The 20,681-nt window shown below is 41.3% G+C and carries 14 protein-coding genes and 1 pseudogene; 6 read left to right on the top strand and 9 right to left on the bottom strand.

From position 1 onward, the window contains the following. Window positions 1-15: 15 nt before the first annotated feature. Window positions 16-531: an inosine/xanthosine triphosphatase gene (gene yjjX, locus OGX95_RS19815; protein WP_271441701.1), complete on the top strand. Its 516-nt coding sequence runs from the start codon at window positions 16-18 to the stop codon at window positions 529-531. Window positions 532-631: 100 nt separating this feature from the next. On the opposite strand, the gene trpR is transcribed toward yjjX, so the two are convergent. Next, window positions 632-958 (bottom strand): trp operon repressor, encoded by a 327-nt coding sequence (gene trpR / locus OGX95_RS19810; RefSeq protein WP_286630684.1) that lies wholly within the window; start codon window positions 956-958, stop codon window positions 632-634. A 90-nt stretch (window positions 959-1,048) separates the two neighbouring features. Next, a complete protein-coding gene (gene sltY / locus OGX95_RS19805) occupies window positions 1,049-2,986 on the bottom strand; it encodes a murein transglycosylase (protein WP_286630683.1) in 1,938 nt (645 codons plus the stop codon). A 208-nt stretch (window positions 2,987-3,194) separates the two neighbouring features. On the opposite strand from sltY, the gene ettA reads away from it, so the two are divergent. The 5 genes from ettA to OGX95_RS19780 all read left to right on the top strand — a co-directional run bounded on the left by ettA (window position 3,195) and on the right by OGX95_RS19780 (window position 11,467). Further along, complete coding sequence (ettA, locus tag OGX95_RS19800) at window positions 3,195-4,862, top strand: energy-dependent translational throttle protein EttA (protein ID WP_202039571.1); 1,668 nt, start codon at window positions 3,195-3,197, stop codon at window positions 4,860-4,862. A gap of 554 nt (window positions 4,863-5,416) precedes the next feature. Further along, window positions 5,417-6,472 carry a capsule biosynthesis protein gene (locus OGX95_RS19795; protein WP_286630834.1) on the top strand — a complete coding sequence of 352 codons (1,056 nt, stop codon included), beginning with the start codon at window positions 5,417-5,419 and terminating at the stop codon, window positions 6,470-6,472. Between the two features lie 33 nt (window positions 6,473-6,505). Further along, window positions 6,506-8,176 (top strand): polysaccharide biosynthesis/export family protein, encoded by a 1,671-nt coding sequence (locus OGX95_RS19790; protein ID WP_286630682.1) that lies wholly within the window; start codon window positions 6,506-6,508, stop codon window positions 8,174-8,176. A 64-nt stretch (window positions 8,177-8,240) separates the two neighbouring features. Then, complete coding sequence (locus tag OGX95_RS19785) at window positions 8,241-10,265, top strand: capsule polysaccharide biogenesis protein (protein WP_286630833.1); 2,025 nt, start codon at window positions 8,241-8,243, stop codon at window positions 10,263-10,265. Window positions 10,266-10,279: 14 nt separating this feature from the next. After that, complete coding sequence (locus OGX95_RS19780; RefSeq protein WP_286630681.1) at window positions 10,280-11,467, top strand: capsule polysaccharide biogenesis protein; 1,188 nt, start codon at window positions 10,280-10,282, stop codon at window positions 11,465-11,467. A 749-nt stretch (window positions 11,468-12,216) separates the two neighbouring features. Here the strand turns inward: OGX95_RS19780 and OGX95_RS19775 are convergent. The 7 genes and pseudogenes from OGX95_RS19775 to OGX95_RS19745 form a co-directional block, all read right to left on the bottom strand. Further along, a pseudogene (locus OGX95_RS19775) lies at window positions 12,217-12,800 on the bottom strand (ISAs1 family transposase); the annotation flags it as partial. 239 nt (window positions 12,801-13,039) lie between these two features. After that, on the bottom strand, window positions 13,040-14,218 hold the full coding sequence (locus OGX95_RS19770; protein WP_286630680.1) for a DUF6270 domain-containing protein: 1,179 nt from the start codon (window positions 14,216-14,218) through the stop codon (window positions 13,040-13,042). Between the two features lie 5 nt (window positions 14,219-14,223). Further along, the gene (locus OGX95_RS19765) at window positions 14,224-16,512 is read right to left on the bottom strand and encodes a bifunctional glycosyltransferase/CDP-glycerol:glycerophosphate glycerophosphotransferase (RefSeq protein ID WP_286630679.1); all 2,289 of its coding nucleotides are present in this window, start codon (window positions 16,510-16,512) and stop codon (window positions 14,224-14,226) included. A gap of 62 nt (window positions 16,513-16,574) precedes the next feature. Continuing rightward, complete coding sequence (locus tag OGX95_RS19760) at window positions 16,575-17,756, bottom strand: DUF6270 domain-containing protein (RefSeq protein ID WP_286630678.1); 1,182 nt, start codon at window positions 17,754-17,756, stop codon at window positions 16,575-16,577. A 36-nt stretch (window positions 17,757-17,792) separates the two neighbouring features. Continuing rightward, entirely contained in the window at window positions 17,793-18,896 is a 1,104-nt protein-coding gene (locus OGX95_RS19755) for a stealth family protein (RefSeq protein ID WP_286630677.1), read from the bottom strand. A gap of 43 nt (window positions 18,897-18,939) precedes the next feature. Further along, on the bottom strand, window positions 18,940-19,602 hold the full coding sequence (locus OGX95_RS19750) for an ABC transporter ATP-binding protein (RefSeq protein WP_286630676.1): 663 nt from the start codon (window positions 19,600-19,602) through the stop codon (window positions 18,940-18,942). Then, on the bottom strand, window positions 19,599-20,375 hold the full coding sequence (locus OGX95_RS19745; protein ID WP_286630832.1) for an ABC transporter permease: 777 nt from the start codon (window positions 20,373-20,375) through the stop codon (window positions 19,599-19,601). Before OGX95_RS19745 ends, OGX95_RS19750 begins: the two co-directional genes overlap by 4 nt. Window positions 20,376-20,681 lie beyond the last annotated feature (306 nt).

Raw genomic sequence — 20,681 nt, 5'->3', positions numbered from 1 at the left:
AAACTGAGCTTAATTATGCACAAGGTTATCTCTGCGACCACCAATCCTGCCAAAATTCAGGCAATTCTGCGGGCATTTGAAGAGATTTTCGGGGAAGGATCCTGCCATATTGAACCCATCGCCGTCGAGAGTGGCGTGCCGGAACAGCCTTTTGGAAACCAGGAAACGCGCACTGGCGCACGAAATCGCGTTGATAACGCGCGCCGCCTGCACCCGCAGGCTGATTTCTGGGTCGCTATTGAAGCGGGAATTGACGATGACGCCACCTTCAGTTGGGTGGTCATTGATAACGGCATCCAGCGTGGCGAAGCCCGTTCTGCCACGCTGCCATTGCCTGCCGTCATTCTCGACAGAGTACGCCTGGGTGAAGCGCTTGGTCCGGTGATGTCGGATTATACGGGTATTGATGAAATTGGCCGTAAAGAGGGCGCAATTGGCGTCTTTACCGCGGGCAAACTGACACGTTCGAGCGTCTATCACCAGGCGGTAATTCTGGCGTTAAGCCCATTTCATAACGCGGTGTATCGGTAATTATTTGCGCGATGTTGTAGGCCTGATAAGCACAGCGCCATCCCGCGTTTCGCGGCAATGTTGCCGGATGGCGGCTTCGCCTTATCCGGCCTACGATGAATCAGCCATTTTTGAGCAACACCTGCTCCAGCCACTGGCGCAACTCAACGGGTGCCGACTTGAGGCTGTTAGAACCACGCGTAATGGTGGCAATCCCGGCCCCGAGTTCGTTTTTTAGCTCGCGCTGACTCATCTCACCACGCAACAACTCTTCAATGATGCGCACGCGCGTTCCCAGCGCTTCGCGCTCATCCGGCGTTAACATCAAATTGAGCAGTGACTGATGTAAATCTTGCTCGTAAGCCTGTTTAAGCAGGTCGACAAAACGTAACCACTCCTGGTGACGCTGTTCTGCCATCGCTGCTGAATAGGGTGATTGCTGGGTCATAAAATGTCGCCATCGTTGCGGGGGGAAGCGTGCTTGCTTCCCCCTTTTGTACTCTTTAACGAGTACGATAGCATAACACACTCAACGCGATCAGTAACGACGTTGCCATTCTGCGTCGCTCATCAACGTCGGTTTATCCCCGAGGAAATAACGGTAGTAAGCATCGTATGCCAGCACGTTCTTCACATATCCTCGTGTTTCCGAGAACGGAATACTTTCGACAAACGCCACGGCATCAATACGACCTGCGCTATTGCCAAGCCAGGTACGAACGCGTCCCGGGCCAGCGTTATACGCCGCAGAAGCAAAGATACGGTTGTTGCCAAATTGCTGGTACACGTACTGCAAATAGCTGGTACCGATGTTGATATTGGTATCAGGATCCAACAGCTGATTTGGGCTGCTGTAACCTGGAATCGAGAACATTTTCACCGTATGTGTCGCAGTGCCCGGCATAATCTGCATCAGCCCACTGGCACCTACCGGCGATTTTACTTTCGGGTTCCAGGCACTTTCCTGACGTGCAATGGCCATCGCATAACTCTGCGGAATATCTTTGCCGCGGGTATAACGGGTAAACAGATCCTGGTAAGCCAGCGGGAAACGCTCTTCCAGATGATCCCAAAGCTTACCAGCGATCGTGGCCTGAACGCTCAGATCCCACCAGTGGTTATTAAACGCATAACGCGCCAATTGTGCCTGTTCAGATTTCGTGCGACTGGTAACCAGATTCGCCCACTCACTGCGGGCGGTATTGTCCAGGTTCCAGTACATCAGTTCACGAACTCGCGCCATTTCCGGCCCCTGAGTCAGAGCAGAGTCAACATTCGCTGGCGCTTTATCCACTTTCAGCGCGTACTCTTCTCCCAGCCTTTGCGCGGCCACCATCGGGTAGAAACCGCGCTGCTGCATGAGCTGATGCAGAATCTCTTTCGCTTCATCATTGCGTCCCCGCTCCAGCAGCAGATCCGCCTGCCAGTAGCGCCATTCGTCTTTTTCTTTTGCTTCCATCGGCAGACGCGCCAGCCAGGTATTCAGGCCGCGACGATCGCCGGTTCCCAGCGCCATGCGTACACGGCGTTCCACAAGCGTAGTGGAATTTGAGCGCATAATCGCATCATCGCGCCATTTCGCCTGCTCGTCAGTGACGTCGTTGCCCATCAGGCGCCAGGCAACGATATCACGCAGCTCCTGAATTTGATCGTCATTAAGCTGTTGTGCTTGCGCCAGTGAAGGGATCATCAAACGTGCATTTTCCGCATCCTGACGGGCTACGCTGGCAAAAGCCACCGCCGCCATCTGGCGCGTAAAATCTGTTGCACCGGTTGTGCGCGCAAAGGTCATCACCGAATTAGGATCGTTCGCCAGCGCGATGATTGCCTGCGCAATTGTCTGATATTGTGCTGGCATCTGTCCGGCCAGCGCGGTCACCAGCCCGGTATTCCCCGCCTTCATTGCCAGACGGATACGTTCCAGATACGCCAGCGGGTCCTGAGTGCCGGAAGCGCGCCATACGCCGAATAATTTGTCACACGCATTCGGCTGGCTTTTACCGGTTAACCACAGCTCTTTTGCGCCCTGCCAGGCCTCTTCGGTTTGTCCGGTGCTCCATTTCGCATAGTAGTAGTTACATTGCGCCTCGGTGGTGCCGGGCTTATCCGGGCTAAATGCCAGCAGCCCGCGCCAGTCTTCCCGACGCGCCAGTTCATTCACAAAACGCGATTGCAGAGTACGTGCCGGCGGGAGCGTCGGGTTAGCACGCACAAAGTTCGTTACGGTGATGGTGGGCTGATTCATCAAATCGTCAGTGATCTGGCGATATTCCAGATAGGGGTACAGAGGATAGTTCTTCAGGCCGGGCATCATCTGCTCTACGACGTCCATTTGTCGGTTATCCCAGGCCTGCTTAATTTGCGCATAGCGATTACGCTGCTCATCCAGGGAATCGGCTCGCGCCACTTGACTGACCGTCAGCAGACATACGCTGGCAGCCAGCAGGCGCCAGGTAAATTGTTTGGCTTTGTCCACAAGCTCTTCCTCTTGTCGTTTACGTCTGTGCAGCATCATGCCGCTTAATTAGTTCATGCTAACCAGACATTGCAGAATGTGCCACGTCACGGACACTTTTTTACTTTTGTTGCGAGTGAGATCTGCTGGCTGGGATTGGGCAATGAAAAAGGCTACACTTCGCCTTTGATAACTATTCATCATTAATTAGATGAGAGGCGAGTCCAACGTGGCCCAATTCGTTTATACCATGCATCGTGTCGGCAAAGTCGTTCCGCCGAAACGTCATATTCTTAAAAACATCTCTCTGAGCTTCTTCCCAGGCGCCAAAATCGGGGTGCTCGGTCTGAACGGTGCGGGTAAATCTACCCTGCTGCGTATCATGGCCGGCATTGACACCGATATCGAGGGTGAAGCACGTCCGCAGCCGGGTATCAAGATCGGTTACCTGCCACAGGAACCGAAGCTGAACCCGGAACACACTGTTCGTGAATCCGTTGAAGAAGCGGTTGCCGAAGTGGTAAATGCCCTGAAAGGCCTGGATGAAGTATATGCGAAGTACGCCGAGCCGGATGCCGATTTCGATAAACTCGCCGCGCAACAGGGCAAGTTTGAAGAGATTATTCAGGCGCACGACGGTCACAACCTGAATGTACAACTCGAACGTGCCGCCGATGCCCTGCGTCTGCCGGACTGGGATGCCAAAATTGAGAAGCTCTCCGGTGGTGAACGTCGCCGCGTCGCACTATGCCGCCTGCTGCTGGAAAAACCAGACATGCTGCTGCTCGACGAACCGACGAACCACCTGGATGCCGAATCCGTCGCGTGGCTGGAACGCTTCCTGCACGACTTTGAAGGGACCGTTGTGGCGATTACCCACGACCGTTACTTCCTTGATAATGTTGCCGGATGGATTCTGGAGCTTGACCGTGGTGAAGGTATTCCATGGGAAGGTAACTACTCCTCATGGCTGGAACAGAAAGATCAGCGTCTGGCTCAGGAAGCCTCTCAGGAAGCCGCTCGTCGTAAATCCATTGAGAAAGAGCTGGAGTGGGTACGTCAGGGTGCGAAAGGCCGTCAGTCTAAGGGCAAAGCTCGTCTGGCACGCTTTGAAGAACTCAACAATACCGAATACCAGAAACGTAACGAAACCAACGAACTGTTTATTCCACCAGGACCGCGTCTGGGCGATAAAGTCGTTGAAGTGACCAATCTGCGTAAATCCTACGGCGATCGCGTACTGATTGACGATTTGAGCTTCTCAGTACCAAAAGGGGCAATTGTCGGTATCATCGGCCCGAACGGTGCAGGTAAATCCACCCTGTTCCGCATGATGTCCGGTCAGGAACAGCCTGACAGCGGCACCATTGAACTGGGTGAAACCGTGAAACTGGCGTCTGTTGACCAGTTCCGTGATGCCATGGACAACAGCAAAACCGTGTGGGAAGAAGTCTCCGGCGGGCTGGATATTATGCGTATCGGCAACACCGAAATGCCAAGCCGTGCCTACGTAGGCCGCTTCAACTTTAAAGGTGTTGATCAGGGTAAACGCGTAGGCGAACTGTCCGGCGGTGAGCGTGGTCGTCTGCACCTGGCGAAACTGCTGCAGGTTGGCGGTAATATGCTGCTGCTCGATGAACCGACAAACGACCTGGATATCGAAACCCTGCGCGCGCTGGAAAACGCCCTGCTGGAATTCCCAGGCTGTGCGATGGTTATCTCGCACGACCGTTGGTTCCTTGACCGTATCGCCACCCACATTCTGGATTACCAGGATGAAGGTAAAGTCGAGTTCTTTGAAGGTAACTTTACCGAATACGAAGAGTACAAAAAACGCACGCTGGGCGCTGATGCGCTGGAGCCGAAGCGTATTAAGTACAAGCGTATTGCGAAGTAATATTGTTCAAGCGGATGGCACTGCCATCCGCTTTAATAATACTTAATGCAATTTGCAATAAAAATGTAATCATTCGTTTGAGAATTAAAAATTCAACATTTTATTACTCCCCCTCCCATCCCTCGCATAAAATATAAATATCATCAATATATAACACCTAAGAAAAACCAATACCCGACAATCGCTGTTGTGGTGTTTTAACAACTGTGCTAAAAATTAAAAACATTATAAATTACGAAGCCAATTTATATGTTATATATATACAAGATATCAAAAACATAAAAAATCAATTGATAACATACAAAGGAATGCTATGTTTCATCACACTACTCACCTCCCTAATTATAGATTTAAAAAATGTAATCGATGGATTAGATGAATATCACTCATCAAAAATATTTCATCAACATATCTAATTAATGAAGATCATCGAATAACTAATGAAAATGAAAAGCATTTTATCCGGTCACCCTATTGTCAGGAAAAAAAGACTGATCCGTTCGGTTTTCAAAAAATGTCGACAAATTGATATCCAGCGCCATTTGTGGAAAGTGATGATCGCGACCCCGATGTGCCTGCTAATAGTCTATCTGGCGATTTTTAGTCAACCGCGCTACGTCAGCGAAGCCAAAGTTGCTGTCAAACGTCCAAATGAACTCGACAACACCAGTCTGAACGTTGGCTTGCTACTGGGCGCGTCGGCCCCCTCTTCTGCGGAGGATTCGCTATATCTGAAAGAGTACATTAACTCTCCGGATATGCTACAAAGTCTGGATAAGACGCTCAATTTCCATCAAGCCTTCAGCCAAAGTGGGTGGGACTTCCTTTACCATCTTCCCCTGGATACCACTTCAGAATGGTATCTTGAATACTACCGCTCCCGTCTGAACGTTGATTACGACGAAAAATCAGGTTTGCTGTCAATTCAGACACAGGGTTTCACGCCTGAGTTTGCCCAACAGTTTAACCAGGCTTTGCTTAAGGAGTCAGAGCGTTTTATTAATGAGCTCTCGCACAAAATCATACGCGAGCAGATGCAGTTTGCTGAAGATGAACTGCAGCAGGCGAAAGATCGCCTGAACAACAGCAAGAACAATCTTCTGGCGTATCAAAACAGTAATAATGTACTCGACCCAACGGCCTCAGCCGAAGCCGCCAGCACGCTGGTCAATACACTAATGAGTAAAAAAATAGAGATGGAGGCGGATCTACGCAATCTGTTGACCTATTTACGCGAAGATGCTCCCCAGGTGGTCAGTACCCAAAATGCCATTAAGTCATTACAAGCTCAGATTGAGGTTGAGCAAAACAAAATTACTGCGCCGAATGGCAAAAAACTTAACAGCATGGCTGCAGATTTTGAGGCGCTCAAAACCACGGTGAAATTTGATATGGATTTATACGCATTAGCGTTGAGCGCCATCGAAAAAACCAGAATGGAAAGTGTCCGCAAACTAAAAACGCTCTCCATAATTAGTTCACCACAATTACCGCAAGAATCTCGTTTTCCAAACATTCCCTATCTCTTAGCGAGCTGGTTAGTCGTGTGTTGCCTGCTTTTTGGTACAACCAAATTATTGATCGCCATTATTGAAGATCACAAAGAATGATATCCGCCACCGATATAAATAACAGAGTCTATTATGAAATTAGTTAAATCGATTCTTATATTGAGCATCTTCCTATCCAGCCAGGTTTTGGCAGTCGGTATTACTGCGGATCAGCAGCTAACAGGAGCAGCTGCACTCCCTCAACTGCTTGGAACCAAAACGCAGACCACAGACAGCAGCGGCTTTGATAACACACCGATGCCCACGCCTGCGCCGGTATTAAGCCGAATGTTCGGTGCGCAGCTGTTTACCGGCGGCACGACTGATAGCGGTACCAGTATTGGCTTTAATCCCAACTACATCATCGGACTTGGCGATACCATTCAGATTAGATTGTGGGGGGCATTTAATTTTGACGGTGCCCTTGCCGTCGATCCGAAAGGAAACATCTTTGTCCCTAACATTGGCCCGCTGAACGTTAACGGTATCAATAACAGCCAGTTAAATAGCCTGGTGACGGCCAAAGTGAAAGAAGTCTATCAGTCGAACGTCAACGTCTATGCTTCGCTTCTTCAGGCACAGCCGGTAAAGGTGTTTGTCACAGGATACGTCAGAAATCCCGGGCTTTATGGGGGCGTCGCTTCCGACTCACTGCTCTCTTACCTGAATAAAGCGGGCGGAGTAGATAGCGACCGAGGGAGCTACGTGGACATCACGGTAAAACGCGGGAAGAGAGTACGTGCGCGCGTCAATCTGTATGATTTTCTGCTCAATGGTTCACTGAGTCTTTCTCAGTTTTCCGATGGGGATACCATTATCGTTGGTCCTCGACAGTACACCTTTAGCGTAGAAGGTGACGTATACAACAGCTACGACTTCGAGTTCCACAACAGCACCATTCCCGTTTCAGAAGCACTGGCATGGTCGCGTCCCAAACCGGGAGCAACACACTTCACCATTATCCGCCAGCAGGGAGCAATGAAGCGAACAGAATATTACCCGCTTAGCAGTTCACCAGGCAAAATCCTGCAGGATGGCGACAAACTTATCATCAGCTCAGACCGCTACGCTGGCACCATTCAGATTCGCATTGAAGGCGCTCACTCCGGTGAACATGCCGTTGTGTTGCCTTATGGCTCCACAATGAAGCAGGTGCTGGCGCAGATTAAACCAAACAGCATGTCGCAACTCAGTAATATTCAGCTTTACCGCCACTCAGTAGCGGCCCGCCAGAAAGAGATGCTGGATACCTCTTTGCAAAAACTGGAAGAGGCTTCTTTGTCCTCTCAATCCGCTACACAGGAAGAAGCCAGACTGCGTGTGCAGGAAGCCCAACTCGTCAGCCGTTTCGTAGCAAAAGCACGTAACGTGGTGCCTAAAGGTCAGGTTGTCCTTAACGAAAGTAATCTTGACAGCGTCATCCTGGAAGATGGCGACATTATTACGATCCCGGAGAAAACCTCATTAGTCATGATCCATGGTTCAGTTCTTTTTCCCAACGCTATCTCCTGGAACGAGAAATTGGATGTGGATGATTACATTGAGAAGTGCGGCGGTCTGACGCAAAAATCCGGACAGTCGAAAATCATCGTTATTCACCAGGATGGTTCGGCGGTAGATGCCGACGATGTAGACGACGTTCTGCCAGGCGATGAGATCATGGTACTGCCGAAGTATGAAACCAAAAATCTGGAAGTCACACGCGGTATTTCCACCATTCTTTATCAGTTGGCTGTAGCGGCAAAAGTTATTCTGGACCTGTAACACAAAGGAGGTGGCGGAGAAATTCCGCCACCAAAAAAACACACCGATATGGAAGTCGTTCAGGATGATAGGCATCTACTCTTCAGGTATCTGGGAGATCCCGCATCTTCAGAGTTTTTTAGGTGAAGCGTGTCGTAAACTCTCGCCTCTTTCTGCCCCAAACGCAGTCGACGCGATCGTCGTATGGGGAGAACGAGCCTCCTCTCAGCGCCCAATAGAACAAGCTAAAAAGTCCGGGCTGCCAATACTGCGATTGGAAGATGGTTTTACCCGTTCGTTAGGATTGGGCATCAATGGAACGCCTCCTTTGGGCATGGTCGTTGATGATTTAAGCATTTACTACGATGCCAGCCGCACAAGCCGCCTGGAACTGCTCATTCAGCAAGAAGCCAAAGAGCCACATTTACAACGCGATGCTCTGCGCGCGATGGCCTTCATGGTTGAGAACGATCTCTCAAAATATAACCATGCCCTCCCGTTCACTGAAATGCACCATACCGACGTGACGCTGGTCATTGATCAAACCTACGGGGATATTTCCGTCACGCTGGGCGGTGCCAGTCAGAGGCAATTTGATGAGATGCTGTCCTGTGCCAAACGGGAATGCCCTGAAGGTGAAATTTGGATTAAAACCCATCCTGATGTTTTGACAGGGAAGAAGAAGGGATATTTTGACAACCTGGCCCAGGATCCGCGTATTCGAATCATAACTGACAATTTCAGCCCACAATCGCTGCTACGACAAGCCTCTACCGTTTATACCGTAACGTCGCAATATGGTATTGAAGCACTGATGGCAGGTAAAAAGGTGATTTGTTTCGGCTTGCCATGGTACGCAGGATGGGGCCTGACTGATGATAGGCATCCCTTAGCAGGTAACCTTGCCTCACGCCGGGGAAGCGCCCCACTAACCGCTCTGGTCGCCGCTGCCTGGCTGCAATATAGTCGTTATATTGACCCTTATACAGGCAACCCTGGTACGCTATTCAGTGTACTGGAATATCTCCATTTACAACGCAAAAACCTTCTAACCCGCCACGGAAATCTCTGGGCTCCGGGTATGACGCTGTGGAAAAGCAGCATAGTAAAACCTTTCCTGGCTACACCTACAAACCATGTCAATTTCTCACGCCGTGGACGGGGGGCCAGCATCTGCGTGGTTTGGGGGATCAAAGGAGAGCAACGCTGGCATGTGGCGGCATCACGGCGCGAAATGCCCGTCTGGCGAATGGAAGATGGTTTCATACGATCTTCCGGTTTGGGTTCAGATCTACAGCCGCCGCTCTCTCTGGTACTAGACAAAACAGGTATTTATTACGACGCCACGCGACAAAGCGACCTGGAAAATTTACTCAACAATTCACACCTGACAACAGAACAGCAGCAACGAGCCGAAGCGCTGCGGCAAAAGCTGATCACCACCAGGCTCAGCAAATATAACCTTGGTGAGCAATGGGCAATTCCATGCACGACTGCGGGGAAACGGAAATTACTGGTTACCGGTCAGGTTGAAGACGATGCCTCCATCGCTCACGGAACACGATCCACCAACACGAATTTGGCATTATTGCATACCGTTCGTACGCGTTACCCCGATGCTTTCATCATCTATAAGCCTCATCCGGACGTTCTGGTGGGCAATCGCCCTGGGCATATAGCGGGGAAAGATATGCAACAACTGGCTGATTGCGTGGCACTTGATGCCGATATTATCGATTGCATTCAGCAGGTTGATGAAGTACACACCATGACGTCGCTATCAGGGTTTGAAGCGCTCATACACGGCAAAAAAGTCTTTTGCTACGGCATTCCCTTCTATGCTGGCTGGGGATTAACCACAGATGAACACACCTGTGAACGTCGACAGAACTGTATCTCCCTCAACGATTTACTGTACCAAACGCTGATTAGCTACCCCACCTACATTCACCCGAAGCTGAAACAGTGCATCACACCTGAAATGGCCATGGATTGGCTGCAGGCTCAGAAACGCCAGAACTTAAGTCTCCACCATCGTGGAGCAAGCCAGTATCTGCAACGGCAAAGTCGAAAATTGCAGATGCTATTTAACGCTATGAAAAACAGATAACGAGAAGGATCTCTATGAACAGCAATACACTCAATACACTTCTCTCTGGCAAGAATTACTTGCTACTACAAGGACCAATGGGACCTTTTTTCAATGATATGGCGGAATGGTTAGAGTCGCAGGGTCGTAAAGCCACAAATGTGGTTTTTAATGCTGGCGATCGTTTTTACTGTCGGAAACGGCAGTACCTGACGTACACGCAAACACCGAGGGAGTTTCCACATTGGTTAAAAGAGACCTGGCAGGAAGCACCTTTTGATACCATTCTATGCTTTGGCGATTGCCGTCAATTGCATCAGGCTGCAAAACGCTGGGCACAGGCCAAAGGTGTACGATTTCTGGCCTTTGAAGAGGGGTACTTACGACCACACTTCATTACGCTCGAAAAGGGTGGTGTTAATGCTTATTCCTCAATTCCCAGAGAGCCAGATTTTTATCGCAATTTACCCCCACAACCAGAGCTAGAGGTTCATAGTTTAAGACCTTCAACTAACCTGCGTATCTGGCATGCCATATGGTATTACCTGGTCAGTTGGATCTATAGGACCCAATTTCCTCAATACAGACACCATAAAGTTTTTTCCCCCTGGTATGAAGCCAAATGTTGGATCCGTGCCGGCTGGCGAAAACAGTGGTATCGTTACAAAGAACGGCATGTGATGACGTTGCTGAAAACCACGTTAGATAAACGCTATTTTCTGGCCATCCTGCAGGTATACAACGACAGCCAAATTCGCAACCACAGCCCATATAAGGATGTGCGTAATTATATTAATGATGTTATGTACTCATTTGCGAAAAAAGCTTCACCTGCAGATTTTTTGGTGTTCAAACACCATCCGATGGATCGTGGGCATCGCCTGTATGCACCGTTAATTAAAAAATTAAGCAAACTATATGGTGTAAGTAATAGGGTGATTTATGTGCATGATCTGCCAATGCCGAGCATGCTCCGCCACTCAAAAGCCGTCATCACTATCAATAGCACTGCAGGGATATCTGCACTTATTCACAACAAGCCACTTAAAGTAATGGGACAAGCTCTGTACGATATTAAAGGATTAACTTACCAAGGGCATCTTAACCAGTACTGGAACACACACTTTAAACCTGATGCTCAGCTTTTTAAGAAATTCAGTATGTATTTACGTGTAAACACACAGATTAATGTAGTTTTTTATGGAAAAAAACACCTAAAATAAATCAACATCAGGTAAATTCTCTGAGTGGAATAATGGAGAAGAAATGGTTCTTGCAATAATGATAAAAACAGTAAAAATAAAATCATTAATACTTCTTCAAGCACTCCATGTTTGAAATTTTATCCACTGAGATTCGGTGCTTATCACTGAATAACCGCCAGCTATAGATGCAACTAATTTATACTTTTACTTGGTTGCATTACAATATAAAACATACTGAACAAGATACTTTAATTCTATAAATTCATACTCAGGACAAATATTATTACAGCCATAATTTATGCATCACATACATTTGGTGATGTGCATTACTTATTTTGACGATTCCAATAGAACAGATAAACTCCTTACTTCCATATATTGTGAGATAATGGATATAACTCAATAAAAATTTAGTGGGGAGTTTCTTCTCAGCACTAATACCCCAGCCTCCGTTACTAAAGTAGGCATATCAGAAATAGGTAACCACACAATTTTAATTACCGCATTTCTATATATTTAATAAGTTTAAAGATACGAGGACATTTCGATGAAAGTCATTCAAAATCAACAAACTAAACGACTGCACTCAGCACCTTGAAGTATTTTAAGTATAAATTAATTATAAAACTCTATGAAGCCATAGCAGTAGCATAAAAATCCACACAGTCATAGTTTTTTTGACAAAGTTCCCAAACAAAAATATTATTTTTGATATTGATAATGGGAAATAACATGGGAAGAAGGAAGTGGAAAATGAAATGAATAGGCGGAAATTTTTTCTCAAACGTTTTATTAATCCGACCCTGATTTTCTTTTACAGCGAATAAGTAATCTCCGCCTTGTTTTTGTATCTTCTCAGCAATACTTTTCTGGCATCCCATTGCATCAATGATTACTAAAGATTTCTTTAAATCCAGTAAGTTAAACAACTCCAGGATCGCAGCAATCTCATTACTTTTAATTCAATTTTCACCTGACCTAATACAACACCATATTCCGTAGAAAAAGCACTTACCATATGGATTGCACCTTTCTGTTTACTTTTCTCTTATTATCTTCCCATCGATTGCAATAACGTCGCCATCAGTGATCTCATGGCCTACTCTCATCCAGTCTATGAACATTTTTCAAAGGCTGAGCTGTCTATATTGCTCACCACACGAGCAATTGTGCCATGAACAGGGATATCATTTTCAAAATAAGCATATTTATTTAGCCATTCATGACCGAAATACTCAATCTCCTGCCATTCATCAGCACCAACAATAATAGCGCATGAGGTAAGAAACAAAATATCCGTTAATTTATGTCTGATTTTACCTTGTTGACGTAGTTCAGGAATAATTGAAATATGTTCAAGAAGACTTTAAATGTTCACCAGACGTCCTATTCTAATATATCTGATTATTTGACGATTAAATTTTAGTTAAATCAACAAGGTAAAACCAAGATGAAAGTTGTGATTATCATCGCAACTTTCATGATCCCACCCTGATGCAAAACCAAGCATCTTCATTGCTCACGGATATAACAAAACTAACAATCGCTGATAAAATAATTATTTTTTTGACTATGATCGTTTGAAATTATTTATCCAATACTATTTAATAGAATTTTTTTCACTTTACATAAATAATGTCCTTCATTATAGTGATATGGATGCGTACCCCATTGATGATGAGTATCACCAAAGTTAAGGTATATAGGGGAATCTAGAAATGTGATCCCCGAGAAATCTTTTTTTAACTCTGCAACAATAGCATTGTGCATGTCATTGTATTTAGATATATTATATTTATCATTATCAAAATACTCGAACCCGTCATCTTTAAAAAAACACTCAGCCATTTTTGATTCATTTATTATGATATTTTTCATTGGAATGTAATTAATTAATAAACTAATTAATCTTTTGGCATTATTTATTGAATCAAGAATTTTTCTTTCATCATCAAATGAAATTGTAGACGTGTTTTTAAAATTCTTGTATAGCTTTGTATTCATAATACTCCATGATTTCGTGAACTTACACCTTTCACATTCAACAATATCAAACCTTTCATCCATAAAGTCTAATATAACTATAGAATCTGAATTTAAAGACTGAATAACTGCATTTGGAATTGATTTTGTTAAATCACCAATAATTGCGTTTTTTGTATTATCATTTTCAACATTAAGATTTTCTTCATCATATTTCAAAGGGTCACCAAACAATGTAGAAAATGAAACATTCATCGTTAGCATATTTATTTTAAAATTTGATGTTTTATTGTATTTATGAAAAGCACTAAAAATATCCCTGGAACAGCAACTACCAAAGATAGTTGTCGGCACGGGCTTTATCTGATAATTATTTTTAATTAATCGTGTCAAACTTTTATTCAACGATGCCATTTTTGAAACGTTACTAAATATAGAGCATTCTATTTTTGAACTTAAAGAACTTTCATTAAAATCAGGTTCAATAATTTCAACTTCAATTTTTTCAGGAATAAGTGTTATGAAATTCATTAAATTGTTAAAGAAACCAGAGTATTCTATTTTAGGGTCTATCTCTAAAAGCTCGAAAATAACATTTTCAACATTACTTATATTGGTAAAAAATCTAGCCATTTCAATATTAAAAACATTGTTTTCGAAAGGATTCCCCTTACCATTCAAATAATCATCCAATTTTTGTAGCGATAAATAAACAGTGCTGGCATTGGATTTGTCATTTTCAACACTTGAAGAAATTGAAGATGTAAAAACATATTTAATAAACATTTATTCTATTCCTCTATTACATTAATAATTCTTTTACAGTTTCTATTATCACGATATTTAAAAAATCTCTTATATTGAGAAGCATATTGTTTTTGCACAGCAACATTAGATTTAAGTAAAGATATTAAGACATTTTCTATGTCATTAACATTTCTACATATCGGTCCAGGCATTCCAGTCAAAGGACTAATTAATGGTCCACCTCTCTTAGCAAAAAATGATATTTCATCAAACCAATAAAAAATAACCGGCTTATTTTGATATACCATATCAAAAACTGCAGAGGAGAAATCAGTTATCATAATGTCAGAATTAATTAAAAGTTCCTGTACATTAACCTTATTCATATCATGAACTTTAAACGGTGCTTCGTTAATAGTTTCATTAAGAAACAAGCTCATTTTATGATGAAGACATGCCTCTATGGTATATCCATATTTGGACAATGTACTTTTTAGACAATTATCATTTAATAATTCCATCAATTTTTTATAATATGTTGACTTTACAAATTTATCAGGTTTCACAGAACTTAATTCATCACGCCAAGTCAATAGCACAAGTATTTTTTTATTTTTTACTTTATTATTTTTAGGCAACTTATCAAATCGTGAAAGCCCTGTTACAACTACTCTTTCAGGCTCAAAATCAAAATTTTTACATACAAGACTCTTTTCAAAATCCGAACTAACAATAAATTTATCCGGAAGCTCGTTCCGACGAAACATAGAGTTACGATCGTAATACCCAGCCGCTCTACTTGTTGCAAAAACGCCATGCTGAAGAAAATATTTCTTTTTATAGTTATGTTGCTCAGCAACATCCTTCCAGCGAAAGAAAACGTCCCTCATACTATCGCTAAATATATACTTATGCGCAGCATTAAAAACCATAAAGTGTTTAAAAGAGCCATACCAAATTACGTTACTAAAGCCGCTAAGATTTGTTGCGGTTTTCGCATTCTTTTTTATGACATAATAATAGTTTTCCTTTAATGAAACTCCGTCCTTCTTAATATAATCAAACAAGAAATAACTTGAGTCATTAGCTGTGTTTCCTAATCGCTCGCCAATCAATGCGATTCTTTTATCTTTAAAAACCACTTTTGAACACAATCTTGCCAAATTATATTTAGCCCTCCAATACAAATAGATTGCTTTGCTTTTCTTTTCTTTAATTTTTCTTTTAAAAGACTTTAGTTCATTCCTCTTATTAACTAATACTTTATAATCACTAATTATATTTTCACAAGAAACCGATATTCCTTTTTTTATACACGTTTTAGTATATATAGAATTCATAATTCTATGGGTTTCTGAATAAAAGCCATAATATAATAATAATAATGGTAATCGTCTCACTGGTGTAAACAAATTAATCTTATCTATACCTATTACATTTAATAGAAACTCTCTTACCATTTTATAGATTGGTTTACATTCAGATAATGAATTATCTATTGAAAATTTAGAAAGCCTATATAATATACTGCGTAATATGAACATATTAGCATGCGCAACTTGCTGCGGTGGTAATGTAAATGTTTTAGATAGCTCATGAACCTTAAGTAAATCAGTAAACACCTTTTTGTTAACTAGCTGCGTACATGATGGATTATCCTCATCATCTCGGCCTCTATAAAGATAAGTTATCTCAGTCGTTGATGAGATATGATTAGCCCTATACATGGCATGTATAACAAATATCCAATCTTCAGCGAGTTTGATGCCTTCTGGAAAAATAATATTATTACTAACAAGCAACTCTCGGCTATACATTTCCCCCCATGGTGGAGAGCTATTAATCAATATTGCACGGTGTGTAAATTTTACTTTTTGAAACGACGAACAAGCAACTTCTGCATGTGGTTCAATATACCATGAGCGCCTACTATTAAAGGCTTTAGCATGTGAGACAATAACCTCAGATCCTGTACGTTCCGCCGTAGCTAATAATGATATAAATGAATCTGGTGGCAATAGATCGTCAGAATCTAAAAATACAATATATTTCCCATGAGATATCTGCAGAGCATTGTTTCTTGCTACTGATTGGCCTTGATTTAATTGTTTCAAAAGAATTATATTATCATTCCCCTTAATATAATCCATAATAATGGCTTCGGATCGATCGGGAGAACCATCATCAATACATATAATCTCGATGAAATATTTTTTACTCCATTTATCTAACCGCTGAGCCAATACAGAATCGAGACATTCCTTTATATATTTCTCAACTCTATAGACGGGAATAATTACGGTTATTATAGCTTCCTTACAATTAGACTTCATCCACGTTGCACCATATTAATCCATGTAAATGATAAATGATTTAACAACATTAATTATTAAATCTATTTAACTCCCTGCAAAGCTAATATCTCAAGGATAGTCCTGGCTCTTGATAAGTAGAATGCTTTATTATAGTGATACGGATGAGTACCCCATAGATGAGAGTCGTCACCAAAGTTCATATATGATGGTGTCTTTATGACATTTATTTGTTTGAAAGAATCACCAATATGCTGGATTAACTTATCAACAAAAGCATTATATCTATTGATACAATATTTTCCATCATCGAAAGGTATATATTCCCCTACACTATCGAAATAATGAGAACACATAATTGTTTCGTTGATAAACACTTTTCCCAATGAGATTTTAAATTTTATTTCATTGAAGAAAATATCTATATTATTTAACGTAACTTCAATTTTTTCATCAGAGTCAAATGTCAATTTATCACAGGACTTTAGCTCCTCAAAATATTCTGTCCTTTGTAAATTCCATGATTTAGTATATTTCTGTCCGTTTTTCTTAATTAGATCAAAGCGCTCATCCATAAAATCCATAATAAGTATATTATTTTCATTCAAGTGATTGACTATATTAGCGAAAGAATTTTTATTTATATCACTTCTTACACACATCTCTAAAAATTTACTATCTAAACTGACTAACCTCTCATCAATGTTTAAAGGATCGTCAAATAATGCAGCAATACTATTTCCAGCAATATAATGATTTACGCTAAAACGACCTGTTTTATTTATATCTTCATATATTCTTATAATATCTCTTGAATCACAACTCCCATAAAGTATTGAGGAAATATTTTTTTTGTCAAAAAAACAATTAATTATATCCAGCCTGCGTTCATTTTTTATTTTGAATTCGTTTAGCTTACCAAAAATTATTTTATTTTGCTCATTGCTGTTATCTTCTAATGGAGGGGCTATAATTATTTCTATAGACTCAGGCATAATTGACAGAAATATAAAAATCTTATCTATCGCTACATCATTAAATAATAATATGGTTTCAATTGATAGTTCGGAAACATCGATACAAACACTACCGACTTCGTCTATATGGCTAAGAAACTTCCCCATTGCTATATTTATCGATCTATTACAGAACGGTTGCTCATCCAGAAGATAATAAATCAGACCATCTAGTGGGATATAAACAAAATCATCGAAACGCTCAGCATCAGGTATATCTCTATCAATAAATCTATAACTGTAGCTCATATTAACTTCTCATTAAAAATGATGAAAAACTTCATTTCATGTATTTTTAGAAAAATGTGCAATCAACATATCTTGAAGTTTAGCCTCATAATTTGCGATCTTATTATGGCTAATCGAATTAAAATCATTCGCACAAATTGAATGGGGCATTATATCTGTATCAACCGCTCCCTGTATTGTCTTATAATAATCGACAGCACTTGGTGAACGTATGTTAAAATAATAACATATATCTCTTTGCGGGTATGCTTTCCCCAAAAAATAGTTAAGCCAAGGAACAAGGAATGTTGCCATATTTAGATCATTATCAGACCTGAATTTATTATTCAAAAAACATGTTATTTGTTTATCGAAATGAAGCCATAGATACTCATATGTTGTTTTACATAATGGGACATACGTATGTATTAAAGGATTATCAACCTGAGCGCCAAAATGTTGTAAAATATCAATAGAATTGAAAGATGCAGATAATGTTGGAGTTGGCCGTCCTTTTAATCTCATTTTTTTCAAACTTTTATGGGCAACAAATAAAGAAGCAATACCATTACTCTTAAAAAAATGACTTGGTAATAATGGTCTCCCTACAAAAACATCATCATTAAAATAGATGAAATGTTCGGCGAGATTAATTATTTTATGTAAATGGGCTTCAATCACATGAGAGTTAAATGTAGGCAAAAACACTTCATCAATAATATCTTTATGATCAACAATAGAAATCTTTGAACTATTTATTTTATCTAACCATGGTGGTATTTGATTATCAGTTACTATATACATATGTCTCACCCACGGCATATATTTTAAGACACTCAATACTGAATAATAAAGTTCATCATGATTACTGAACCTTGCCTCATCAGCTGCATATGCCGCATAGGTTGTGCTACTACACCGATTATTCTCCATTCGCTCTCTCCACTCTGGGTCTTCGTTATTAACCCATGTGTAAACAACATCGATTGGAAAATCAGTTGATATAATTTTCTCCAACTCAAAATCATGTTTTAATAGAATGAATTCCTCTTCTTCTGAAACTCTTATTTCATTCCTTATAATTGGTCTTTTTTTGAGGAAATAATCTCTTAAAAAAACACTTGGGCATTTTATGAATTTTTTTATTTTCTTATTTATCATTTACTCTCCTTGGAAATAAAACAAAAACAATAAAATAAATTCATCATGAATAATTCTTTGCATATATCGATATAGCTTCATCAATATCATCAAATAACTGAAAATTATGGTTATCCAACATCAAGCAAGCTAAATCACAATACTCTTTAATGGAATGCAAGTTATGCGAAACCATCAAAAAACCGGATTCTATTTTTTTAGATTTAAACACGTCCAGGCATTTATTTCTAAACCGCGCATCACCAACTGACGTAACTTCATCTACAAGATAGTAATCAAATTTGAACGCCATACTTAAACCGAATGAAAGACGAGATCTCATACCCGATGAGTATGTTTTTATTGGCATATCAAAATATTTACCTAACTCGGAAAAATCTTCTACATATTCTATTTTTTCTTTCAATTCATCTTTTGTTGCATAAAGTCTGGAAACAAACTTAACGTTTTCACGACCAGTTAAGCTCCCCTGAAAACCACCTGATAAACCTACTGGCCAAGAGATTGTTTTATTCGTTATAATGCTACCTCTATCAGGTCTATCGATCCCTCCAATAACTCGCAAAAGCGTAGTTTTACCCACTCCATTTCGCCCGATTAATCCTATGCTTTTATTTTCAGGAAGTTCCATGTTGATATTTTTAAAAACATAATGTCTGCCATTCTTTGTCATATATGACTTTGTCAAATTATTAATTAATATCATGATGTGAGCATTTTCTCCTCACGATAGGAATATAATAGAAGACTAATAAATGAAATAGTTAATGTAACCATAAATAAATAACTCAGACTCACACCCTCACTAGAATAACCGATAACAACAGATGCTCTAGTTAGTTCAACAACGTGTACAATTGGATTCCATAACAAATATGGCCAGTAATCTTTGGGAACCGCATGCAATGGAAACATAACACATGAGATAAAATAGAACGGCTTTATAATTATTGGTAAGAACTTCTCCGTCTCAGGAAATGAACTACCAATCACCATGAATATCACTCCGACACTACTTGAAAAAATGAGTAATAACACCCATGTCAATATGAGCATAGAAACATTTGGGAAAGATATGTTTTCACCTAAAAGCCATAAAATAATCATCAAAGTTATATATGCAAAAAGATAGATAAAAAACTCTAAAAATGCTCTTGCTAATACAGTATCAATGGGTTTAACTGGCCGATAGTTAAATAACCCTTTGTTTGCCTCAATTGCCGATATAGACCGATTTGTGATGTCACTAAACATAAAGTAAGGGATAATCCCATTTACCAAAAATACTGGAAATGAAATATCCGGCATCGTCCTATGTACAACATACCCGAATATCCCCACCATAACCATCAGGTGTGCTGCAGGCTCCAGAACCGCCCACAGATACCCCAGTCGGTACTTACCAAAGCGTGTTTTTATTTCTCGCATGAATAGTGCTTTGATAACCGCGTGTTGCACTTCTAAGCCACTTCTTGCCATATTTCCCATAAATCCATTTATTTTAGATACGCTACCGCCCATGGCTATAGCTACCAACGAACTAATAGAGAGTGGAATTATAATTTTGATAAATATTTAATGGAGGGGATAGATAAAAATGAAACTTAATATGTAATATACATTTCAGATATGCAAAGTCCCGAAACATCACTCCATTGAGCATTTCAGAAGACACCTATGTCTTATCATACTGTACGCAATGTTAAATCTTTTTGGGGACGTGTTGATTTAATTTAATTAAAAAGTTTTTTTAGAAAAAATAACGATTATAAATAAATTACAATG

This window comes from Citrobacter sp. Cu233, assembly GCF_030332225.1.
Classification (GTDB): Bacteria; Pseudomonadota; Gammaproteobacteria; order Enterobacterales; family Enterobacteriaceae; genus Citrobacter.
This window is presented reverse-complemented; position numbering and strand designations above follow the sequence as displayed.

Bases quoted from the DNA above. Each gene is read 5' to 3' on its own strand.
- OGX95_RS19750 (WP_286630676.1), bottom strand. From the start codon at position 19,602: ATGATATTAATTAATAATTTGACAAAGTCATATATGACAAAGAATGGC.
- OGX95_RS19770 (WP_286630680.1), bottom strand. From the start codon at position 14,218: ATGTTTATTAAATATGTTTTTACATCTTCAATTTCTTCAAGTGTTGAA.
- OGX95_RS19780 (WP_286630681.1), top strand. From the start codon at position 10,280: ATGAACAGCAATACACTCAATACACTTCTCTCTGGCAAGAATTACTTG.
- OGX95_RS19760 (WP_286630678.1), bottom strand. From the start codon at position 17,756: ATGAGCTACAGTTATAGATTTATTGATAGAGATATACCTGATGCTGAG.
- OGX95_RS19755 (WP_286630677.1), bottom strand. From the start codon at position 18,896: ATGATAAATAAGAAAATAAAAAAATTCATAAAATGCCCAAGTGTTTTT.
- OGX95_RS19790 (WP_286630682.1), top strand. From the start codon at position 6,506: ATGAAATTAGTTAAATCGATTCTTATATTGAGCATCTTCCTATCCAGC.
- OGX95_RS19785 (WP_286630833.1), top strand. From the start codon at position 8,241: ATGATAGGCATCTACTCTTCAGGTATCTGGGAGATCCCGCATCTTCAG.
- OGX95_RS19765 (WP_286630679.1), bottom strand. From the start codon at position 16,512: ATGAAGTCTAATTGTAAGGAAGCTATAATAACCGTAATTATTCCCGTC.
- trpR (WP_286630684.1), bottom strand. From the start codon at position 958: ATGACCCAGCAATCACCCTATTCAGCAGCGATGGCAGAACAGCGTCAC.
- OGX95_RS19745 (WP_286630832.1), bottom strand. From the start codon at position 20,375: ATGGCAAGAAGTGGCTTAGAAGTGCAACACGCGGTTATCAAAGCACTA.
- OGX95_RS19795 (WP_286630834.1), top strand. From the start codon at position 5,417: ATGATCGCGACCCCGATGTGCCTGCTAATAGTCTATCTGGCGATTTTT.
- yjjX (WP_271441701.1), top strand. From the start codon at position 16: ATGCACAAGGTTATCTCTGCGACCACCAATCCTGCCAAAATTCAGGCA.